This window comes from Streptomyces sp. NPDC111628 (assembly GCF_055635195.1).
The window spans coordinates 408971-429639 of sequence record NZ_JBVKBZ010000003.1; the positions used below are offsets into that span (position 1 = coordinate 408971).

At 71.7% G+C, this 20669-nt stretch carries 17 protein-coding genes; 10 read left to right on the forward strand and 7 right to left on the reverse strand.

From position 1 onward, the window contains the following. Nucleotides 1-8: 8 nt before the first annotated feature. From ACZ7MF_RS16750 to ACZ7MF_RS16765, 4 genes are read right to left on the reverse strand one after another with little or no spacing between them, the layout of a single operon-like run. On the reverse strand, nucleotides 9-872 hold the full coding sequence (locus ACZ7MF_RS16750; RefSeq protein WP_471477547.1) for an ABC transporter ATP-binding protein: 864 nt from the start codon (nucleotides 870-872) through the stop codon (nucleotides 9-11). Between the two features lie 38 nt (nucleotides 873-910). Further along, nucleotides 911-2017: a FecCD family ABC transporter permease gene (locus ACZ7MF_RS16755; protein WP_471477548.1), complete on the reverse strand. Its 1107-nt coding sequence runs from the start codon at nucleotides 2015-2017 to the stop codon at nucleotides 911-913. Next, nucleotides 2014-3078, reverse strand: a complete 1065-nt coding sequence (locus ACZ7MF_RS16760; protein WP_471477549.1) for a FecCD family ABC transporter permease — start codon at nucleotides 3076-3078, stop codon at nucleotides 2014-2016. The genes ACZ7MF_RS16755 and ACZ7MF_RS16760 overlap by 4 nt, the downstream gene beginning before the upstream one ends. Before the next feature lie 11 nt (nucleotides 3079-3089). Continuing rightward, a complete protein-coding gene (locus ACZ7MF_RS16765) occupies nucleotides 3090-4445 on the reverse strand; it encodes a lysine N(6)-hydroxylase/L-ornithine N(5)-oxygenase family protein (protein WP_471477550.1) in 1356 nt (451 codons plus the stop codon). 175 nt (nucleotides 4446-4620) lie between these two features. On the opposite strand from ACZ7MF_RS16765, the gene ACZ7MF_RS16770 reads away from it, so the two are divergent. Continuing rightward, on the forward strand, nucleotides 4621-5568 hold the full coding sequence (locus ACZ7MF_RS16770) for a methionyl-tRNA formyltransferase (protein ID WP_471477551.1): 948 nt from the start codon (nucleotides 4621-4623) through the stop codon (nucleotides 5566-5568). A gap of 85 nt (nucleotides 5569-5653) precedes the next feature. Here the strand turns inward: ACZ7MF_RS16770 and ACZ7MF_RS16775 are convergent, their stop codons facing one another. Further along, the gene (locus tag ACZ7MF_RS16775) at nucleotides 5654-5893 is read right to left on the reverse strand and encodes a DUF5302 domain-containing protein (RefSeq protein WP_109030963.1); all 240 of its coding nucleotides are present in this window, start codon (nucleotides 5891-5893) and stop codon (nucleotides 5654-5656) included. Nucleotides 5894-5931: 38 nt separating this feature from the next. Then, nucleotides 5932-7809 carry a CocE/NonD family hydrolase gene (locus tag ACZ7MF_RS16780; RefSeq protein WP_471478856.1) on the reverse strand — a complete coding sequence of 626 codons (1878 nt, stop codon included), beginning with the start codon at nucleotides 7807-7809 and terminating at the stop codon, nucleotides 5932-5934. A gap of 312 nt (nucleotides 7810-8121) precedes the next feature. On the opposite strand from ACZ7MF_RS16780, the gene ACZ7MF_RS16785 reads away from it, so the two are divergent. From ACZ7MF_RS16785 to ACZ7MF_RS16815, 7 genes are all read left to right on the forward strand, one after another. Further along, nucleotides 8122-8556, forward strand: coding sequence for a PGPGW domain-containing protein (locus ACZ7MF_RS16785; protein WP_471478858.1), 435 nt, complete (start codon nucleotides 8122-8124; stop codon nucleotides 8554-8556). A 128-nt stretch (nucleotides 8557-8684) separates the two neighbouring features. Next, the gene (locus ACZ7MF_RS16790) at nucleotides 8685-9674 is read left to right on the forward strand and encodes an alpha/beta hydrolase family protein (protein ID WP_471477552.1); all 990 of its coding nucleotides are present in this window, start codon (nucleotides 8685-8687) and stop codon (nucleotides 9672-9674) included. A 110-nt stretch (nucleotides 9675-9784) separates the two neighbouring features. Then, the gene (locus ACZ7MF_RS16795; RefSeq protein ID WP_471477553.1) at nucleotides 9785-11104 is read left to right on the forward strand and encodes a DEAD/DEAH box helicase; all 1320 of its coding nucleotides are present in this window, start codon (nucleotides 9785-9787) and stop codon (nucleotides 11102-11104) included. A 180-nt stretch (nucleotides 11105-11284) separates the two neighbouring features. Then, nucleotides 11285-14293, forward strand: a complete 3009-nt coding sequence (locus tag ACZ7MF_RS16800) for a 3-keto-alpha-glucoside-1,2-lyase-like domain-containing protein (RefSeq protein ID WP_471477554.1) — start codon at nucleotides 11285-11287, stop codon at nucleotides 14291-14293. 324 nt (nucleotides 14294-14617) lie between these two features. Then, nucleotides 14618-15448, forward strand: a complete 831-nt coding sequence (nadE, locus tag ACZ7MF_RS16805; RefSeq protein WP_471477555.1) for an ammonia-dependent NAD(+) synthetase — start codon at nucleotides 14618-14620, stop codon at nucleotides 15446-15448. A gap of 147 nt (nucleotides 15449-15595) precedes the next feature. Next, complete coding sequence (glpK, locus tag ACZ7MF_RS16810) at nucleotides 15596-17119, forward strand: glycerol kinase GlpK (protein WP_471477556.1); 1524 nt, start codon at nucleotides 15596-15598, stop codon at nucleotides 17117-17119. Between the two features lie 186 nt (nucleotides 17120-17305). Then, nucleotides 17306-18070 (forward strand): SDR family NAD(P)-dependent oxidoreductase, encoded by a 765-nt coding sequence (locus tag ACZ7MF_RS16815; RefSeq protein WP_471477557.1) that lies wholly within the window; start codon nucleotides 17306-17308, stop codon nucleotides 18068-18070. Nucleotides 18071-18138: 68 nt separating this feature from the next. On the opposite strand, the gene ACZ7MF_RS16820 is transcribed toward ACZ7MF_RS16815, so the two are convergent. Then, entirely contained in the window at nucleotides 18139-18747 is a 609-nt protein-coding gene (locus tag ACZ7MF_RS16820) for a TetR/AcrR family transcriptional regulator (RefSeq protein ID WP_404795076.1), read from the reverse strand. A 65-nt stretch (nucleotides 18748-18812) separates the two neighbouring features. On the opposite strand from ACZ7MF_RS16820, the gene ACZ7MF_RS16825 reads away from it, so the two are divergent. Together ACZ7MF_RS16825 and ACZ7MF_RS16830 are read left to right on the forward strand one after the other, a co-directional pair. After that, on the forward strand, nucleotides 18813-19904 hold the full coding sequence (locus tag ACZ7MF_RS16825; RefSeq protein WP_471477558.1) for an AI-2E family transporter: 1092 nt from the start codon (nucleotides 18813-18815) through the stop codon (nucleotides 19902-19904). An 87-nt stretch (nucleotides 19905-19991) separates the two neighbouring features. Continuing rightward, the gene (locus tag ACZ7MF_RS16830) at nucleotides 19992-20645 is read left to right on the forward strand and encodes a maleylpyruvate isomerase N-terminal domain-containing protein (protein WP_471477559.1); all 654 of its coding nucleotides are present in this window, start codon (nucleotides 19992-19994) and stop codon (nucleotides 20643-20645) included. Nucleotides 20646-20669: the final 24 nt, after the last annotated feature.

Here is a 20669-nt window from a genome sequence, read left to right on the forward strand (position 1 = left end):
GCCTACCCTCACCGCTGCAACTCGGCTGCGGCTGGATCGAGTTCGACGTGGGTGCGTCCGATCGGCACGATGAGCGGGCGGTCCCCGACCGGGTCGTCGATCACCTTGGCGCGCAGCCCGAACGCCTCGTGCAGCAGACCGGCGGTGATGACGTCCCGCGGGTGCCCCTGCGCCAGGATCGCGCCCTCCCGCATGACGACGAGGTTGTCGCTGTAGCGCGCGGCCAGATTGAGGTCGTGCAGCACCATGACCACCGTGCGCCCGGACTCGTGCAGGTCGTCGACGAGGTCGAGCACGTCGACCGCGTGCGCGAGGTCCAGGTACGTGGTCGGCTCGTCCAGCAGCAGCAGGTCGGTGCCCTGGGCGAGGGTCATCGAGATCCACACCCGCTGGCGCTGCCCTCCGGACAGCGAGTCGACGGGCCGGTCCGCGAGGTCGGACACGCCGGTCATGGCCAGCGCCCGCCGTACGACGTCGGCGTCGTCCGAGGACCACTGCCGCAGCCAGCTCTGGTGCGGGTGACGGCCCCGGGCTACCAGGTCGGACACCGTGAGTCCCTCCGGGGCCACCGGTGCCTGGGGCAGCAGGCCGAGCTTCTTCGCCACGTCGCGGGTCCGGAGCGCGGCGATGTCCTCGCCGTCCAGCACGACCGTTCCGCCGGTCGGCCTGAGCAGCCGGGACAGGGTGCGCAGCAGGGTCGACTTGCCGCAGCCGTTCGGTCCGATGATGGTGGTGATCACCCCGGGCGGGATCGCCACGTCGAGGCCGTCGATGACGGACCGGGCCCCGTACCCGACGGTGACGGCCCGGGCCGCCAGCCGTGAGGCGCCGTCAACTTCCGTTTCGGTCCCGGTGATGGACTGAACGACCACAAGGCCCCCTCGATTAGGCTCGCCTTACTTTGTACCAGCTATCTGCGGTTCGCCCGCACCAGCAGATAGACGAGGAAGGGTCCGCCGATGGCGGCGGTGACCACGCCGACCGGCAGCGAGACGGGCAGGGCGGTGCGCGCGAGAAGGTCGGAGCCGGTCAGCAGCAGCGCCCCCACCAGGCCGGAGGCCACCAGCGGCGGGGTCGGGCACCTGGCCAGCCGCATCGCCACCTGCGGCGCCACCAGCGCGACGAACGGCACCGGTCCTGCCGCGCTCACCGCCACACCGGCCAGCAGCACCGCGCACAGCAGCAGGACCGCGCGCACCGTCCCGTACCGGACGCCGAGCCCGGCGGCGACCTCGTCGCCGAAGTGCAGCGGCTTGAACTGGAAGGCGACCGAGGCCACGACGACCAGCAGCACGAGCGTGCACCACAGCGCGACGTGGACCTCGCTCCACGACCGGTTGTCCAGCGAGCCCACCAGCCACGCCTGGGCCCGGGCCACGTCCCTGATGTCGGCGGTGACCAGCAGCCACGTCGTGATCGCCTGCATCACGGCGTTCACCGAGATGCCGATGAGGATGAGCCGGAAGCCGTCGATCCCGCGGCGCCACGCCATGAAGTACACCAGCAGACCGGTGCCGAGGCCGCCCGCCAGCGCCGCCGCCGACAGGCCCACGGAGTCGACCACGGCCGTGGCGGCGCCGCCGGACACCGTCACCAGGAACACCGCGACCGCTCCGGCGCCGCTGGTGATGCCGAGGACGTCCGGGCTGGCCAGCGGATTGCGGGCGATCGACTGGGTGAGGGCGCCGGACACCCCGAGCGCGACGCCCACGACGAGCCCGGCGAGCGCGCGGGGCATCCGCAGATCCATGATCACGAACCGGTCGACCTGCTCGCCCCCGCCGAAGACGGTGGCGACGACCCGGGGCAGGGCGATGGGAAAGTCCCCGACCCCGATGGACAGGCAGAACACCAGGAAGCACGCCACCGCCAGCAGCAGGGTGACACCCGCGATCCAGGGACGCCACACGAACGACAGGCCGCCGAACCGCACACCGGGCGCCACCGAAGCCCGCACGTCCGCCTTCACGTCCACCGCCGCATCCGCCCCGTTCGCCTTCACGTCCGCCCCGTTCACGCGCTCTTGAACTTCCCGCGCCACACCAGGACGGCGAAGAACGGTGCGCCGAGGAGCGAGACGACGACCCCGGCGTCCAGCTCCCCCGGCCGTACGACCAGGCGCCCCACGATGTCGCAGACCAGCAGCACCACGGCCCCGAGCAGACCGGCGTACGGCACCAGCCAGCGGTAGTCCGGGCCGGTCAGGTACCGCGCCACGTGGGCCACCATGAGCCCGAGGAACGCGATGGGGCCGCAGGCCGCCGTCGCCGCCCCGGCCAGCAGGGTGATGGCGACGATGCCGACGGTGCGGGTCAGCGCGATGTTCACCCCGAGTCCCCGTGCCACGTCGTCGCCCAGGTTGAGCAGGTTGACGGAGGGCAGCGTGGTCAGCGCCAGCAGCAGCCCGGCGGCGATGAAGGCGGACACGGGCCAGATGACGTCGAAGCCGACCCCGGTCAGCGAGCCCGCGTTCCAGAACCGCAGGGCGTTCAGCGAGGCCTTGTCCGTGAGCGCGACCGCCGTGGTCATCGCCGCGAGGAAGACCGTGACCCCCTGCCCGGCCAGCGCGAGCGTCAGCGGGTTGCCCGCCCCCCGGCCGATGCTCGACAGCCCGAACACGACGACGCCGGCGACCGCCGCGCCCGCGAAGCCGAACCAGACGTACTGGAACGGGCTGGTGAACCCGAAGGCGGCGATTCCCGACACGACGGCGAAGGAGGCACCGGAGTTCACGCCGAGGAGACCCGTGTCGGCGATGGGGTTGCGTGTGTACCCCTGGATCAGCGCCCCTCCGACGCCCAGCGCGATGCCGGCCACGACGGCGAGGACCGTGCGGGGCACCCGCACGGTCTGCACGATGAGCCTGATCTCGGTGAGGCGCTGGTCGGACTCGGGCGCCGCGAACAGCCCGTGCCAGACCTCGGCGGGGCTGAGCGCACGCGCTCCGACGGCCAGCGAGGCCGCCGCGGCGACGAGGAGGAGCGCCGCGAGCAGCCCCAGACCGGCAACACGGCGCCGGCGCGCCTCTGTCGGGCCTCTGGGAGCGGGCGCGGGACGCTCCACCTCGGTCGTGGTCATAGCGCCGTACATTAACGCGCGCCGGTGCCGGTCCCGTCGGCGACCGTGCGGGCCTCGTCGGAAGCGGACTTGAGACCCCGGTCGAGGAGCGACTCGAGGATCTCGCCGACCCGGACGGCGGTGTTGGAGAGCAGCGACGAGGTGATGCCGTGGGTGTGCTCCGTGCCGCCCTGGAGGTAGATGCCGCAGTGCAGGGCGGGGTCGGTGGCGACGCGGTAGTCGCGCTCGACGCGCACCCGGCCCTCGTCGTCGCGCAGGCAGCGGTCCGCGACCCCGCCGAGCAGGCCGAGGGGGTCGGCGGGTCCGTAGCCGGTGGCGAGGACCACCACGTCGGCGTCCAGGTGGCTCTCCTCGCCGGTGACCAGCGACGTCACGGTGGCGCGCACCCGGTCCGGTGTCTCCTTGACGTCGGAGAGCCGGGACACGTTGAGGAAGCGCAGCCGCTCGGTGCCGAGGACCTTCTCCCGGTACATCTGCCGGTACAGGTCGTCGATCAGGTCGATGTCCACCACGGAGTAGTTGGTGTTGCCGTGGTAGTCCATCAGCCGCTGTTTGACGCCGTCGGGCGCGGTGAAGTAGTCGTCGACCGCCGCCGGGTCGAAGATCCGGTTGGCGAACGCGCTGTCGTCGGCGGGGCTGTAGCCGTAGCGGGCGAAGACCGCGCAGACCTCGGCCGAGGGGAAGCGGCGGTGCAGGTAGGCGACGTTCTCGGCGGCGCTCTGCCCGGCACCGACGACGACGAACCGGGAGGGCGAGGTGCCCTCCAACGCATCGACCCTGGCCAGCAGTTCGGAGTTGTGCCAGACGCGGTCGCCGCGCTCCACGCCCTCCGGCACGAGGGGGCGCAGCCCGGTGCCGACGACGAGGTTGCGCGCCCGGTGGACCTCGAGCCCCTCCCCCGAACGCACCGTCACCTCCAGGTGGTCCACGACGCCGTCCCGGACGACGGGGGCGACGCCGACGACCTCGTGGCCGTAGGAGACCAGGTCGTCGACCTTGGCCGCGGCCCACTCGAAGTAGTCGTGGAACTCGACCCGCAGCGGGAAGAGGTTCTTGTGGTTGATGAAGTCGATCAGCCGCCCCCTGCTCTGCAGGTAGCAGAGGAAGCTGTACTGGCTGGCCGGATTGCGCAGGGTCACCAGGTCCTTGAGGAAGGACACCTGCATGGTCGCGTCGTCGATCAGCATGCCGCGGTGCCAGCCGAAGCGCGGCTGCTGCTCGAAGAAGCGGGCGTCGAGCTCCTCCTGCCCGCCGGCCTGTGCGTTGTGTTCGCGGATCGCGATCGCCATGGCGACATTGGACGGTCCGAAGCCGATACCAATGAGGTCGTGGACCAGCGTTGAGTCAGCAGGAAGAACCTGTGACATGTCACTCCCATCGTGCGCCGGAAACTTAGGTGAGCCTAAGCTAATGAGATACGGCTGTCGATAGGGCACACCAGAGGCCGATTCGAGCCAACTGGGGAGCCTCAAGGCGGTGTTGCACACTAAGGTAAGCCTTGCTTAACTGCCCGGGTCAGTCCCTGCCTTGAGGAGGAACCCCATGCGGGTCGTCATGTTCGGCTACCAGACCTGGGGCCACCGCACCCTGCGAGCCCTGCTGGACTCCGAACACGACGTGGTCCTGGTGGTCACGCACCCCAAGAGCGAGCACGCGTACGAGAAGATCTGGAGCGACTCCGTCGCCGACCTCGCCGAGGAGCACGGCGTCCCGGTGCTGATCCGCAACCGCCCGGACGACGACGAGCTGTTCGAGCGCCTCAAGGACGCCGATCCGGACATCATCGTCGCCAACAACTGGCGGACCTGGATCCCGCCGCGCATCTTCGGCCTCCCGCGCCACGGCACGCTCAACGTGCACGACTCGCTGCTGCCGAAGTACGCCGGGTTCTCCCCGCTGATCTGGGCGCTGATCAACGGCGAGACCGAAGTGGGCGTCACCGCGCACATGATGAACGACGAGCTGGACGCCGGTGACATCGTCCGGCAGGAGGCGGTGCCGGTGGGCCCGGCGGACACCGCGACCGACCTGTTCCACAAGACCGTCGATCTCATCGCCCCGGTCACCGTCGGCGCCCTCGGGCTCATCGCGTCCGGGCAGACGGAGTTCACCAAGCAGGACCGGACCCGGGCGAGCTTCTTCCACAAGCGGTCCGCCGAGGACATCCGCATCGACTGGAACTGGCCCGCCGAGGACCTGGAGCGACTGGTCCGGGCCCAGTCCGAGCCGTACCCCAGCGCCTTCACCTTCCACCGGGGCAGGCGGCTGGAGATCCTCGCCGCGGTGGTCTCCGAGGGCCGCTACGGCGGCACGCCCGGCCGGGTCTTCTACCGCGAGGGCGAGGGCGTGGTGATCGTCGCCGGGGCCGACGCGCGCCGGGGCCGCAATCACGGCCTCGCCATCACGCGCGTACGGACGGAGGACGGGCGGGAGTTGGCCGCGACGGAGTACTTCACCTCGATGGGCGGCTATCTGACCGCCCGCCCCTGAGCTCCGCGTCCGGACACCCATGACGGGCAGGGCCCGACCGTGGCGTCACGGTCGGGCCCTGCCGGGTTACGGGTCCTGCGCGGCCTCAGCCGCTCTTGCGCCGGAACGACCGCTGGCTGGCGGCCGGACCGTGGGTGCCCCGGATCTTCGCCACATCGGCGTTCGCGGCCAGGGCCGCGGCCTCCGCCTGTTTGCCGCGCTTGCGCTCCAGCGCCTCGCGGAATTTGTCCTTCAGGTTGTACTGACCGTCGGCATCGGGTGTCAGGGCGGTGCTTTCGGCCTCCGCCGGTTCCGAACCTGCTTGCGATGAAGACTCTTCAGTCATGGCGACCTCCTGGGCTCGGACAACAGGAGCCCAGCTTGTCACGACCGGCCGCCCGGAACCACCGAGAATGTTCCCGGGCCGGCCGGCAGGCTCACCGTGTACTGGCGCAGATACGTGTCCAGGTACGGCGACCGGTCACCGGCGGTGGCGACGTCGTCGGCCGGGTTGTCCAGCGCCAGCCTGAGCCTGGCCCCCTTGACCTCGGCGGTCTCGCCGGAAGGCGTGTCGCGCCAGGAGCCGGTCTGGATGGAACCGATCTCCACCGCCAGGACGTGCCCGGCGGCGAGGGTCCAGTCGGTCGCCTTCAGGTCGACCCTCATCCGGCCGGACTTCACCAGGGAGACCTGCTCGTCGAACATGACCGCGGTGCCGTCCGGGGCGACGTCGTACAGCTTGAGCATGACGTTCCCCTCACCGCGGGCCGTCAGGGACACCTGCGGGGTGCCGGTGACGCGCGTGGCGCCCTTCAGCGGCTTCGACCACACGAAGAAGCTGGAGGCGACCTCACCGGTGCGCTGACGCTTCGCCAGTTCCGCGGCCAGCCCTGCCGGGGCCGGCTGCTCGGTCGCGGGCGCGTTCTCCATGTCCCACCTGCCGGTCGGCTGCGGCGGAGCCTTCGGCGCCGGGCTGCCGGACGCGGTCAGGGCCGCGCGGGCGGACGCCCCGCCGTCGTCCACGTAGGAGCCGCCGCCGAGCGGCAGCGTGACCGTCCGTTCGGTGACGGGCCAGGTGCGCTGGGCCCGCCAGGCGCCGGTGGAGTCCTCGACGGCGTAGGCCGGGTAACGCACCGTCGGCCCGGTCCCCTTCAGGTACTGGTCGTAGAAGGAGAGGGTCTCGTCGTACCAGCCCTCTCGGCCCATCGCCAGGCGTCCGTCCTCGACGCGGTCGCCGCCGCGCACGTGGTCCCACTGGCCGAGCCAGCCGCGCTCGGGGCCGCGGTGGTTGTCGAGGTACTCCTCCATCTCCTCGGGCTTGGTGTTGTTCTCGACGAAGCCCTGGGTGACGAACAGCGGGGTGTCGCTGCCCCGGGCCATCCTCGCGAGGTCACGGGAGGTCCAGTGCTCGTCCCGCTGGTCGGATATCCGGTATCCGGCCGAGTTCTCCGTGAGGCACTCCGGGTGGGTCTCCTCGTAGCGGGCGGCGGCCTGGTACCGCGGGTCGTCGTCGGCCATCGGAGGCATGGAGGCGATGGAGTTGTAGGCACCGGCGGTACCGGTCACGTTCGGGCGGGGCACCCCGTTGGAGTAGATGTACTGGTACATGTCCCACACGGGTTCCTGCGCGACGACCGCCTTGAGCGCCCGCTGGTCCAGGTTGTTGCCGATGAGGCCCGTGACGGCGTCGTACGACTTGCCGTACATGCCGACCGCGCCGGTGGACCAGGGCTGCTTCGCGGCCCAGTCGACCGCGGCCTTCACGTCGGCCTGTTCGCCGGGCCCGCCCCAGTCCAGGCAGCCGGTGGATCCGCCGAAGCCGCGCAGGTCCACCATGACGAAGGCGTACCCCTGGTCGAACAGGTCGGTGCCCTCGATGAAGTCCTGGAAGCGGGCGGAGGGCCCGGTGTGCGACCAGCCCTCGGGACCGGTCTGGCCCGCGTGGGCGAAGTACGGGCCGATCGACAGGATGACCGGCACCTTCTCCTTCCGCTTCAGCCCTTCGGGCAGCAGGACGTCGGCGTGCAGCCGGGTGCCGGAGCGGTCGGAGGACGGGAAGTAGTGCTGGGTCCAGACCGAGCCCTCCGGGACGCGGTCGTTCTCCTCGTGCGTGACGGGGCCGTTCCCGGTGGCGGACGATTCGGCCTCCGCCTCGTGCGCCGCGACGGCGGGGCCCCCGAGGCCGACGGTGAGGGCGAGGGCGGCGACGAGTGCCGAGGCGGTCCGGACGACCGCGCGACGTGGTCTCACATGCTCCTCCATGGAAGGCGGGTGCAGGTGGTACGGGTGGTGCAGGTCTAGCAGCGAAGTCCCCCGCACGTCGATGGGGCCGAAACGCAACTACCCCTCCCACATCGGGCGTTGACGGACGCGAACGGCGCCCCCCTCCCGCCGGACGCGAACGGCGCCCCCTCTCCCGCCGGGCGCGCGGGACGACGGCACCCGGTCCTCACCGGCCGCGCATCCGGCCCCGCGTCCGCGCCCGCTCCGGAATCGCCCGCACCCCGTTCCCTGCCTAGGCTGGGCACGCCGATGGAACCGGAGTCCTTGCCGACCGCAGGAGAGTGGGGCGCCATGGCGCGGGGTGTCGAGTCGATCCGGCGCACCGCCCTGGGTGTCCTCGGTGCCCTCCTGCTGCTGATCGGCGTCGCGCTGCTGGTGCTGCCCGGGCCGGGCCTGCTGCTCGTCTTCGCCGGGGTGGTGCTGCTGGCGCGTGCCGTTCCGGCGCTGGACCGGTTCGTCGCCCCGGTCCGCGTCCGGGCGATGCGTACCGCCGAGGAGAGCGTGTCCTCCCGATGGCGTATCGCCGGCTCCGTGCTCGTGGGGCTGGGCCTCCTCGCCGCCGGCGCGGCCTGGGGCCTCGTGCCCGAGCTGCCGTACTCCGGATGGGCCACCGGGGCGAGTCTGATCATCTCGGGCTTCGTGCTGTTCGCCCTGCTCGGGTGGAGCCATCGCCGGGTGCGGGCGGCGCGGCGCGGGTCACCGCCGGCTTCGGGAAGCACGCGTTGACCAAACGGGACAGTGTTCCGTATATTTAACCGGGACAGCGTCCCGCTTCCGTCGCGCCGACGCGCCCCCTCCCGAACGGCACGGCCTCGCCGTCTCCGCCGTCGATTCATCGAACGGACATACGCATCATGAGCGCACCGACCCGCCCGACCGACTTCGTCCCCCCGCCCGCTCCCGTCCTCTCCGTCGCCCCGGTCGTGCTCCCGGCCCCGGGGCGCCCCGTGGACCTCCAGGTGCGGGTCTCCGCGCCCGTGACCGGGACCGGCCTGCCGGTGGTCCTGCTCTCCCACGGCCAGGGCTACTCGAACCACCTCTCCTCCCTGAACGGCTACGCCCCGCTCGCCAACCACTGGGCGGCACACGGCTTCGTCGTGATCCAGCCGACCCACCTCAGCTCGCGGACGCTCGCACTGGATCCCGGGACCCCCGGAGCACCCCTGTTCTGGCGGTCGCGTGCCGAGGACATGACGCGTGTCCTCGACGGGCTCGACGTCCTGGAGAAGGCCGTCCCACAGCTCTCCGGCCGACTGGACCGGAGCAGGGTCGCGGTCGCCGGGCACTCGATGGGCGGACACACCGCGAGCCTGCTGCTCGGCGCCCGGCTCACCGATCCGGACGACGGCACGGAGGTGGACCTGGCCGAGCCCCGGATCGGGGCGGGCGTCCTGCTGGCCGCTCCCGGCCGGGGCGGCGACGCCCTCAGCGAGTCCGCAGCCGAGAACATGCCCTTCTTCCTGACCACGGACTTCTCCCGCATGGCCGCACCCGCGCTCGTCGTCGCCGGTGACCAGGACGACTCCGCCCACCTCACGGTGTCCGGCCCCGGGTGGCACGCCGACCCCTACTCGCTCTCCCCCGGCCCCAAGTCCCTGCTGACCCTGTTCGGCGCGGAGCACGGGCTCGGCGGGGTGGCCGGGTACGACGTCGCGGAGACCACCGACGAGGACCCCGGCCGGGTGGCCGCGGTGCAGCGGCTCACCTGGGCCTACCTGCGCTCCGCGCTGTATCCGCAGGACACCGCCTGGCAGGCGGCACGGGACGCGCTGGCCGCCGGGCCGGACCCGCTCGGCCGGGTCGAGTCGAAGCAGGCCCCGAGCGGTCGGACCGTCGGGCCGTGAGGCACGGGGACGCCCGCTGGTAAAATGGGCGCACGCTTTGAGGCGCCCGGGTCCGTACCGAGGGGTACGGGCCCGGTCGCGTTCCGGGCGCCTGATCAGAAAGGTCTCCCATGAACGCGAAGCCGACCGCATCCTTCGACGGCCTCGGACTGCCGCCCGTGCTGGTGGAGACGATGACCGCCCTCGGGGTGACGCAGCCGTTCCCGATCCAGGCGGAGACCCTGCCCGAGGCGCTGGCCGGGCGCGACGTCCTCGGCCGGGCGCGGACCGGCTCCGGCAAGACGCTGGCCTTCGGGCTCGCCCTGCTCGCCAGGACCGCGGGCCGGCGCGCGGAGTCGAAGCGGCCGCTGGCTCTCGTCCTGGTGTCGACCCGGGAGCTGGCCCAGCAGGTGAGCGACGCGCTGGCACCGTACGCGCGGGCGCTGGACGTGCGCCTGACCACCGTCGTCGGCGGGCTGTCGATCAACCGGCAGACCCAGGCGCTGCGCGACGGCGCCGAAGTGGTCGTCGCCACGCCGGGCCGCCTGACCGACCTGGTCTCCCGCCGGGACTGCCACCTGAACCAGGTGCGGATCACGGTGCTGGACGAGGCGGACCAGATGTGCGACCTGGGGTTCCTGCCGCAGGTCTCCGGGATCCTGGACCAGGTGCCCTCCGACGGGCAGCGGCTCCTGTTCTCGGCCACCCTCGACGGCGACGTCGACCAGCTGGTGCGGGACCACCTCCACGACCCGGTCCCCGTGTCGGTCGACCCGGCGTCGGCCTCGGTGAGCACGATGGAGCACCACGTACTGACCGTCCACCCCGCCGACAAGTACGCGACCGCCACCGAGATCGCCGCCCGCGACGGCCGGGTGCTGATGTTCCTCGACACCAAGGCCGGGGTCGACCGGTTCACCCGGCAGCTGCGGGCCTCCGGGGTGTCCGCGGCCGCCCTGCACAGCGGGAAGTCGCAGCCGCAGCGCACCCACACCCTCGCCCGGTTCGTCGAGGGCGGGGTCACCGTGCTGGTGGCCACCAACGTCGCGGCGCGGGGCATCCACATCGACGACCTCGACCTCGTCGTCAACGTCGATCCGCCGGCCGACGCCAAGGACTACCTGCACCGCGGCGGGCGTACGGCGCGGGCCGGCCGGGCGGGGAGCGTGGTCACGCTCGTCACCCCGGACCAGCGGCGCGAGGTGAACCGGATGATGTCCGAGGCCGGGATCCGGCCGACGGTGACCCCGGTGCGGTCGGGCGAGCAGAAGCTGACGGACCTCACCGGCGCGAAGCGCCCGCCGGCCGGGCAGGGCAAGGAGAGCGGCAACGCCCCGTTCCGCGGGATGGGCACCCGCCCCGGCGGTGCCGCGAAGGGGTCCCGCAAGGCCGTCGAGGCGCGCAAGGCCGCGGAGGCGCGCGCGGCGGCCCGGGTGCGCAGGGGCCGCTGACCCCGAGGGCGAACGTGCCGCCCCGGAGGGGGACTTGACGCCCAGAACTTTGCACACACTGATGACAAAGTATGGACATGCCAAGCGGAAGTCTCCTACCTTGGCGGCGGAACGTCCGTCCTGCCGCACAAGACCGGAGCGACATCCGGCACGGTCCGGTCCCCACCACCCGGAGGACCCATGCACCCACGGCTGTTCTCGCGTGCCCGAAGACACCTCATCGTCCTGCTGACGTCGGCCGTCGCGCTCGGCGGCGCCTGGGCCGCCCCGGCGTCCTCGGCGGCCCCCGCCGACATCCCGCCGCAGGAACCCGGCGTCACGCTGCGCGTGTTCGACGTCCAGACGCCGCTGAACGAGCTGTGCACCCTCAAGCCGGGCCAGACCCCCAACCACGACAAGCTGATGCCGACGGTCGACTGGTCCACCACCGCCGACTTCGGCGGCATCGCCGACAACTTCGTCTCCCAGGCGTCCGGTTACCTGGTGGCGCCGCGGGACGGCACCTATGTGTTCCGGCTCGTCAGCGACGACGGCTCCCGGCTGACCCTCGACGACGCCACGGTGATCGACCACGACGGGCTGCACGGAGCGGAGCCCAAGGACGGCACGGTCGAACTCACCGCGGGAGCGCACCCGCTGCGCATCGACCACTTCGACCGCGGCGGAGGCCAGCAGCTGCAGCTGTCCTGGATGCCGCCGGGCGAGAGCGGGTTCACCGTCGTACCCACCGAGGCGCTGAGCACCGACGCAGGGGTCGTCCGGGTGACGGCGCCGGGCCGCAAGGAGTGCGAGGCCGGGCGCGACACCCCCGGCGACGGTCTGCCGCTCACCTCCGTGCGCCCCGACCTCGACCTCACCGACCTGCGCCCCGAGGGGTTCGAACCGCAGGTCACCGGCATGGACTGGCTGCCCGACGGGCGCCTGGCGATCAGCACCTGGGGCGGCACCGACAACGTTGCCGGAGAGGTGTACCTCCTGGACAACGTCACCGGCGACACCAGCCGCGACCAGGTGACCGTCGAGAAGGTGGCGAGCGGGCTGCGCGAGCCGATGGGCATCAAGTACGTGGACGGTTCGCTCTACGTCTCGCAGAAGCACGAGCTGACCCGGCTGGTCGACAGCGACGGCGACGACGTGACCGACGAGTACCGCACGGTGGCCACCTGGCCCTACGGCGGCAACTTCCACGAGTTCGCGTTCGGCCTGCTCTACCGGGACGGCTACTTCTACGTGAACCTCTCCGTCGCCATCGACCTCGGCGGCGCGACCACCGACCCGCAGCCCGCGCCCAACCGCGGGACGACCTACAAGATCAGCAAGAAGACCGGGAAGATCAGCCCGATCGCGGGCGGACTGCGCACGCCCAACGGCATCGGCTGGGGACCGGGCGGCAGTCTCTTCGCCACCGACAACCAGGGCGGCTGGCTGCCCGCCTCGAAGCTCGTCCAGATCAAGCAGGACCGCTTCTTCAACCACTACACCGAGCCCGCCGGGCCCTTCGAGGACTCCCCCGTCACCGAGCCGGTGCTGTGGCTGCCGCAGAACGAGATCGGCAACTCGCCCTCCACCCCGCTGTACCTCACCAAGGGCAGGTTCGCGGGTCAGATGCTGATCGGCGACGTCACCTACGGCGGCCTCCAACGCGCCTACCTGGAGAAGGTGAAGGGCCAGTACCAGGGCGCCGTCTTCCGCTACACCCAGGGCCTGGAGGCGGGCGTCAACCGGGTCTCCATGGGCCCCGACGGCGCGATCTACACCGGCGGCCTGGGCGCCGACGGGAACTGGGGACAGGAGGGCAAGCTGAAGTTCGGCCTCCAGAAGCTGACGCCGAACGGCGGCAACACCTTCGACGTCCAGAAGATGCGGGCCGTGCCCGGCGGCTTCGACCTGACGTACACCCAGCCGGTGTCCGAGGAGACGGCCGCGGAGCTGGCCTCCCGCTACGAGGCCCAGCAGTGGCGCTACACGCCGACCGGCGACTACGGCGGCCCGAAGATCGCCGAGGAGGAGCTGGCCGTGCGGTCCGCGACGCTCTCGGACGACGGCCGCACCGTGCGGCTGCGGCTGGACGGCCTGAAGCCGGACCGCGTCGTGCACGTGCGCTCCCCGCGCCCCTTCACCTCGGCCTCCGGCGAGACCCTCTGGAGCACCGAGGCCTGGTACACGCTCAACGAGATGCCCGGCAAGCAGCCGCCGGCGGCGACCCTGTACGAGGCCGAGGAGGCGCGGCTGACGGGGAAGGCGGGCATCAACACCGACCACGTCGGCTACTCCGGCAGCGGCTTCGTCGACCGCTACGCCACCGAGGGCGAGGCCACCACGACCTTCGACGTGACCGTCCCGAAGACCGGTACCTACGACGTGGGCCTGCGCTACTCCAACGGCCCCAACCCCTTCGAGGGCACCAAGTCCCTCTCCCTGTACGCGGGCGGGAAGAAGGTGCGCCAGACACAGCTCCCGTCCACCGGGGACTGGGACACCTGGTCCACGCGCACCGAGAGCGTGCGGCTGCGCGCCGGCCACAACACGGTCTCCTACCGCTACGACCCCGGCGACACCGGCCACGTCAACCTCGACCTGATCACCGTGCGCCCGCACGGCGCCCCGGTCGCCCTGTTCGACGGCACCGCCGCCTCGCAGGAGCAGTGGCAGCACACGGACGGAAGGAAGGTGGCCTGGCCGCTGACCGAGGAGCGGTCGATGGAGGTGTGCTGCGGCGACATCCGCACCAAGGACGCCTACCAGGACTTCAAGCTGCACGTGGAGTTCCGGGTGCCGCTGCTGCCGGACGACGTGACCGGCCAGGACCGCGGCAACAGCGGCATCTACCTCCAGGACCGCTACGAGCTGCAGATCCTCGACTCCTACGGTGACACCACCCTGGACACCAACGAGGCCGGGGCGATCTATCTGAAGAAGGCACCCGACACCAACGCGGCGACGGCCCCGGAGACCTGGCAGACGTACGACATCGTCTTCCGTGCCGCGCGCTTCGACGAGAACGGCGCCAAGACCGCCGACGCGCGGGTGACGGTGGTGTGGAACGGCAGGACGGTCCACGACGACGTCGCCCTCGACGGGCCCACCGCGGCGGGCCGGGCCGAGACACCGGCCGCCGGGGCGATCCGGCTGCAGGACCACGGGAACAAGGTCCGGTTCCGCGACATCCGCATCGAACCGCTGGACTGACCCCTAGGGCCTGTCCGGCGGATCAGGTCGCAGGAAAGAAGCGGTACTTCGTCGGCGCTGGTGAGCGGGGTCTGGTGCGTGCAGCTGCAAGGCGGAGGAGGGAGTCGACGCGGAGCGTCGGCGAGTGACGACAACGCCGCAGATGGGCGTGCCAGACCCCGCGTCTGCGGCATGATCCGCCGGACAGGCCCTAGCCGTGCGGGGCGGTTCCTGACGGCCGCCCCGCACCTCCCGCTCCACGGATCCGGTGGCTGGTCCGGTGCCCCGGCCGCCTCTGGGTAGGGTGAATCGAGGAACACCCTGCCCGTCGAACAAGGAGCGGAATTGAGCGAGCCGGCGTCCATCGCCCTGCAGAAGGAGATCGCCCGGGAGCTGGAGGTCGCGGAGACCTTCGACGCCGAACGGGAGATCGAGCGCCGGGTGGCCTTCCTCGCCGAGCGGCTGACCTCGACCGGTCTGCGCGCCCTCGTCCTCGGGATCAGTGGCGGGGTCGACTCGACCACCGCGGGCAGGCTGTGCCAGCTCGCCGTGGAGCGGGCCCGCGCCGCCGGGCACGAGGCGCACTTCTACGCGATGCGGCTGCCGCACGGGGTCCAGGCCGACGAGGACGACGCCCAGCAGGCGCTCTCCTTCATCCGGCCCGACCGGGTGCTGACCGTGGACATCAAGCCCGCGAGCGACGCGGCGCTCGACGCCCTGCTCGCCGCCGACGTGGCCTTCCGGGATCCCCACCACCAGGATTTCGTGCACGGCAACATCAAGGCCCGCCAGCGCATGATCGCGCAGTACGCGGTGGCCGGGGCGCACGGCGGACTGGTGGTCGGCACCGACCACGCGGCGGAGGCGGTCTCCGGCTTCTTCACCAAGTTCGGCGACGGCGCCGCCGACCTCGTGCCGCTGACCGGCCTCACCAAGCGCCGGGTGCGCGCGGTCGGGGACGCGCTGGGTGCGCCCGCCGCGCTGGTCCGGAAGGTCCCGACGGCCGACCTGGAAACCCTCGACCCCGGCAAGGCCGACGAGGACGCCCTCGGAGTCACCTACGAGGAGATCGACGACTTCCTGGAGGGCAAGCCGGTGAAGGAGCAGGCGTTCGAGACGATCGTCACCCGTTACCGGCAGACCGACCACAAGCGGCGGATGCCGATCGCTCCCTGACCCTTGGCCGGTGGCGTGCGGTGGCCTCCACCGGCGGCCACCGCACGCCAGCCATGTCCTTTATGTGCGGTTTGCCCGAAGTCGCCTTAGTCTGTCCGAGGAGGTGCCCGAACCAGGACCGACACCGGCCGGAGAGACGGAGCAAACATGGCGGACTTCATCGGCGCGGTGGACCAGGGAACCACCAGCACCCGGTTCATGATCTTCGACCACGGTGGCAACGAGGTCGCGAAACACCAGCTGGAGCACGAGCAGATCCTCCCGCGCTCGGGGTGGGTCGAACACGACCCGGTGGAGATCTGGGAGCGCACCAACTCGGTGATGCAGAACGCGCTGCGCAACGGCGGCCTGTCGGGGACGGACCTGGCGGCCATCGGCATCACCAACCAGCGGGAGACCACGGTGGTCTGGGACCCGCGCACCGGCCGCCCCTACTACAACGCCATCGTGTGGCAGGACACCCGCACCGACGCCATCGCGGCGAACCTGGAGCGGTCGGGCCGGGGCGACGTCATCCGCCGCAAGGCCGGGCTGCCGCCCGCGACGTACTTCTCCGGCGGGAAGATCCAGTGGATCCTGGAGAACGTCGACGGCGTCCGCGAGGCCGCGGAGCAGGGACACGCGGTGTTCGGCAACACCGACTCCTGGGTCCTGTGGAACCTCACCGGCGGCCCCGACGGCGGCATCCACGCCACCGACGTGACCAACGCCAGCCGCACCATGCTGATGAACCTGGAGACGCTCGACTGGGACGACGAGCTGCTGGGCTTCTTCGGCATCCCGCGCGGCATGCTGCCCACCATCAACCCCTCCTCGCACCCCGAGGCGTTCGGCACGACCCGGACCTCCCGGCCGCTGCGCGCCGCCGTGCCCATCACGGGGGTGCTGGGCGACCAGCACGCGGCGACCGTCGGACAGGTCTGCTTCTCGCCCGGCGAGGCCAAGAACACCTACGGCACCGGCAACTTCCTGGTCCTCAACACGGGCACGGAACTGGTCCGCTCCCAGCACGGCCTGCTGACCACGGTGGCCTACCAGTTCGGCGACAACCCGCCGGTCTACGCGCTGGAGGGCTCCATCGCGGTGACCGGGTCCGCGGTGCAGTGGCTGCGCGACCAGATGAAGATCATCAAGACCGCGGCCGAGAGCGAGGAACTCGCCCGCACGGTCGAGGACAACGGCGGGATGTACTTCGTCCCCGCCTTCTCCGGCCTGTTCGCCCCTTACTGGCGCTCCGACGCGCGAGGCGCCATCGTCGGCCTCGCCCGGTACAACGACAACGCACATCTGGCCCGGGCGACGCTGGAGGCCATCTGCTACCAGAGCCGCGACGTCGTCGAGGCCATGGAGCAGGATTCCGCGGTCCACCTGGACGTGCTCAGGGTCGACGGCGGGGTGACCGCCAACGACCTGTGCATGCAGATCCAGGCGGACATCCTCGGCGTCCCCGTCAGCCGCCCGGTCGTCGCCGAGACCACCGCCCTCGGCGCGGCCTACGCGGCGGGGCTGGCCACCGGATTCTGGCGGGACACCGACGAACTGCGCACCCACTGGAGCGAGTCCAGGCGCTGGGAGCCCCAGTGGTCCGAGGAGCGGCGCACGGAGGGGTACGCGGGCTGGAAGATGGCGGTGGAGCGCACGCTCGACTGGGTCAAGGTCCCGGAGAGCTGATCCGGGGCGGATCAGCGGCCGACGATCCTCGGCGGCGCAGCCCCCGGACGCCTCTCGACCCGCACCCCACATTTCTGGACTTGCCAGTCCATTTTTCACGCCGCACAGTGGCATCCGCGCCCCGGCCGCCGACCGGCCGGGGCGACGGAGAAGCACACGGGTGAGACGGCAGGCAAGGAGCAGGACATGTCGATGCGGCTTGCGGACAGGACCGCGCTGGTGACCGGGGCGACCAGCAACATCGGACGGGCCATCGCGGAGGCCTTCGCCGCCGAGGGGGCCCATGTGGTCGTCTCCGGGCGCAGCGCCGAACGGGGCAGGGAGGTCGTCGACGGCATCCGCGCAGCCGGCGGCCGGGCCGACTTCGTCCACGCCGACCTGGACGGCAGCGCGGCCGCCTCACGGGCGCTGGCCCGCGAGGCGGCCCGCGTGCTGGGCGGACGCGTGGACGTGCTGGTCAACAATGCCGGGATCTATCCGCCCGGCACCACGACCGACACCGACGAGGAGACCTTCGACCGGGTCTACTCCGTGAACGTCAAGGCCCCGTTCTTCCTCACCGCGGCCCTCGCACCCGCCATGGCGGCGGCCGGGGGCGGGGCGATCATCAACCTGGGCTCCTGGATCGCGCGCCTGGGCGTCCCGGTCGGCGCCCTCTACAGCTCCACCAAGGGTGCCGTGGAGACCCTGACGCGGGCGTGGGCGGCGGAGTTCGGGGCGCGCGGCGTACGGGTGAACGCCATCTCGCCGGGTGTGGTGCAGACGCCCCCGCCCGGCGAGGTCCACCCCGCCGAGGTCATGATGAAGGGCACGCCGGCGGGACGGATGGGCACGCCCGAGGCGATCGCGAGCGCGGCCGTCTACCTGGCCGGCGACGAGTCCTCGTTCGTGCACGGCACCGTGCTCGACGTCGACGGCGGGCGTACCGCGGCGGCCGTCATCGCCGCCTGACACACGTCACGTCCGGACCGGGACGGACATCCGGACCCCGACGGGCGTCCGGCCCGGCCGGTGCCGCGTCACCGCGCGGCGGTGCCCGCGTGCCGGAGGTCCGCGATCCCCTGGTCCAGGGCGGCCCGCAGATGGGTGGACCGCCCCGTCGAGAGCAGGATGGACACGCCGCCCTGAATGGCCGTCAGCAACGCCGCCGCCCTGGTCTCCACATCGAGGTCGGCGGGGAGCCTGCCGGACGCCTGGAGCGACCTGATGCCCGCCGCGAGGCTCTCCTGCCACTGGCGCAGCAGCTCGACCACGATCGCGCGGGTGCCCGGGGTGGAGCGGCCGATCTGCAGGAACAGCGACCCGAGCGGGCACTGGTCGCCCTGCGTCTCGTAGCGCTCGATCACGACGTCCCGCCATTCCTGCCAGGCCTCCCACGAGTCGAGGCGGCCGAGCTGGGGCTGCTGGTCCTCCAGCACCTGATCCGCCTCGAACCGGGCCACCTCGACGAGCAGTTCGTCCTTGCCCGCGGGGAAGTAGTGGAACAACTGGCTCTTGCTGGTGGCGGTCCGCGCCATGATGTCGTCCAGGGTCGTCGTCGCGACGCCCCTCTCCCGCAGCACCGCCGCGGCACCCTCGACGATGCGGCGCCGTGTCGCCCTGCCCTTGGCCGTCAACTCACCGCGCACGCCGTACACCTCGGAATTATTGGACTGGTGGGTCCATCGTACGGGCGTCCCCTTAAGGTGATCCCATGTCTGCCGGATTGAGCGCGGCGAGGACCCGGGCCGCGCTGCGCACCAGCGCGCGCGTCTCGGGCGAGTTGCTGCTGATACTCGTCATGCTCGCGGTGACCCTGTGGGTCCTCGGCCGTATGTGGTCGGTGGTGTGGCCACTGCTCGTCGGTCTGCTGCTGACCACGTTGACCTGGCCCTCGGCCCGCTTCCTGCGGCGGCACGGGTGGCGTCCGGCCCTGGCCGCCGCGGTGGTGACGGTGGCCTTCCTGCTGGTCGTCCTGGGTATCGTGGCACTGATCGCCGTACCGATGTCCTCCCAGACCGACGAGTTGAGCGACGGCGTGGTCGAGGGCATCCAGCGGCTGCGCGAGTGGGCCGCGGGGCCGCCGCTGAACATCGGTGACGACGAGATCACCGGTGCGGTCGATTCAGCGGTGGCACGCATCCAGGACAGCGTCGGCAGCATCACCACCGCCGTGGCGACGGGCGTGGGCGTGGTGGTCAACGGCCTGATCACGGCCGTTCTGGGCGTCTTCCTGATGTTCTTCTTCCTCAAGGACGGGCCGCGGTTCCTGCCCTGGCTGGCCCGCCAGTTGCCCGGTCGGCTGGCCACCGACGTCCCGGTCGTCGCCCTGCGGGGCTGGGAGACCCTGGGCTCCTTCGTCCGGTCGCAGGCCCTGGTGGGACTGCTCGACGCCGTGTTCATCGGCCTCGGCCTGTGGATCCTGGACGTGCCGCTGGTGCTGCCCCTGGCGGTGCTGACCTTCGTGTCTGCGTTCGTGCCCATCGTGGGCGCCCTGTTCGCGGGCTTCGTGGCCGTGCTGATCGCCCTGGTGTCGAACGGTCTGACGGACGCGCTCATCGTGCTCGCGATCATCGTGGTGGTGCAGCAGTTGGAGGGCAACGTCTTCCAGCCCATCCTCCAGAGCCGGGGCCTCGGTCTGCACGCGGCGGTGATCCTGCTGGCGGTGACGCTGGGCGGCAGCCTGTCCGGGATCGTGGGCAGCCTGCTCGCCGTCCCCCTCGCCGCGCTGATCGCGGTGGTGTGGAACTACGTGCGCGAGCAGTTGGCCGAGCCGCAGGAAGACGCCGCGATCGCCGACGGCTGAGCCGACGGACGGGTCCCCTCGTGCCAACGGCTCGCCCTCGCGCGAATTGGGTCGCGACCGGGCGGCAGGTGGTGTTGGCTGTCGGGCGTGGATCTCTTCTCCCGCTCCTGGTCGGCCCTGCTCACCGCGGTCGCCGACCTCTCCGACGAGGACTTCGCCCGGCCGTCCGGCTGTGCCGGCTGGCTCGTCCGGGACCTGGTGTGCCATCTGGTCGTCGACGCCCAGGACGTCCTGATCACCCTGGCCACCCCGACCGCCGAGGAGCCGACCCGGGACGCGGTGACCTACTGGCAGGTCGTCGAACCCCCGACCGGGGACGACCCGCTCGACGCGCTCATCGTCCGCCTGGCCGCCGCCTACGAGCAGCCGGAGCTGCTCAAGTTCCATCTCGACGACGTCGGTTCCGCCGCGGGGCGCGCCGCCGCGCTGGCCGATCCCACGGGCCGGGTCGGCACCCAGGGCCAGGTGCTCACCGCGGGCGACTACCTCTCGGCGTACGTCCTCGAATGGTCCCTGCACCATCTCGACCTGGTCGCGCACCTCCCAAAGGCGGCGGCGCCCCCCGCCGAGGGGCTCGGGCGCGCGCGGGAGCTGTTCGAAGGGGTCGTCGGCGCGGCGTTCCCCGCGGCGTTCACCGACGCGGACGCGCTGCTGATCGGCACCGGACGCCGGACGCCGACCCCGGCGCAGGCGGCCGCGCTGGGCGCGTTGGCGGCGCGGCTCCCGTTCCCGGTCGGCTGACCGGCTGCGTCGGGCACGTCGGGC

Bases quoted from the DNA above. Each gene is read 5' to 3' on its own strand.
- ACZ7MF_RS16765 (WP_471477550.1), bottom strand. From the start codon at position 4,445: ATGTCACAGGTTCTTCCTGCTGACTCAACGCTGGTCCACGACCTCATT.
- glpK (WP_471477556.1), top strand. From the start codon at position 15,596: ATGGCGGACTTCATCGGCGCGGTGGACCAGGGAACCACCAGCACCCGG.
- ACZ7MF_RS16775 (WP_109030963.1), bottom strand. From the start codon at position 5,893: ATGACTGAAGAGTCTTCATCGCAAGCAGGTTCGGAACCGGCGGAGGCC.
- ACZ7MF_RS16795 (WP_471477553.1), top strand. From the start codon at position 9,785: ATGAACGCGAAGCCGACCGCATCCTTCGACGGCCTCGGACTGCCGCCC.
- ACZ7MF_RS16800 (WP_471477554.1), top strand. From the start codon at position 11,285: ATGCACCCACGGCTGTTCTCGCGTGCCCGAAGACACCTCATCGTCCTG.
- ACZ7MF_RS16785 (WP_471478858.1), top strand. From the start codon at position 8,122: ATGGCGCGGGGTGTCGAGTCGATCCGGCGCACCGCCCTGGGTGTCCTC.
- ACZ7MF_RS16770 (WP_471477551.1), top strand. From the start codon at position 4,621: ATGCGGGTCGTCATGTTCGGCTACCAGACCTGGGGCCACCGCACCCTG.
- ACZ7MF_RS16815 (WP_471477557.1), top strand. From the start codon at position 17,306: ATGTCGATGCGGCTTGCGGACAGGACCGCGCTGGTGACCGGGGCGACC.
- ACZ7MF_RS16790 (WP_471477552.1), top strand. From the start codon at position 8,685: ATGAGCGCACCGACCCGCCCGACCGACTTCGTCCCCCCGCCCGCTCCC.
- ACZ7MF_RS16825 (WP_471477558.1), top strand. From the start codon at position 18,813: ATGTCTGCCGGATTGAGCGCGGCGAGGACCCGGGCCGCGCTGCGCACC.
- ACZ7MF_RS16760 (WP_471477549.1), bottom strand. From the start codon at position 3,078: ATGACCACGACCGAGGTGGAGCGTCCCGCGCCCGCTCCCAGAGGCCCG.
- ACZ7MF_RS16780 (WP_471478856.1), bottom strand. From the start codon at position 7,809: ATGGAGGAGCATGTGAGACCACGTCGCGCGGTCGTCCGGACCGCCTCG.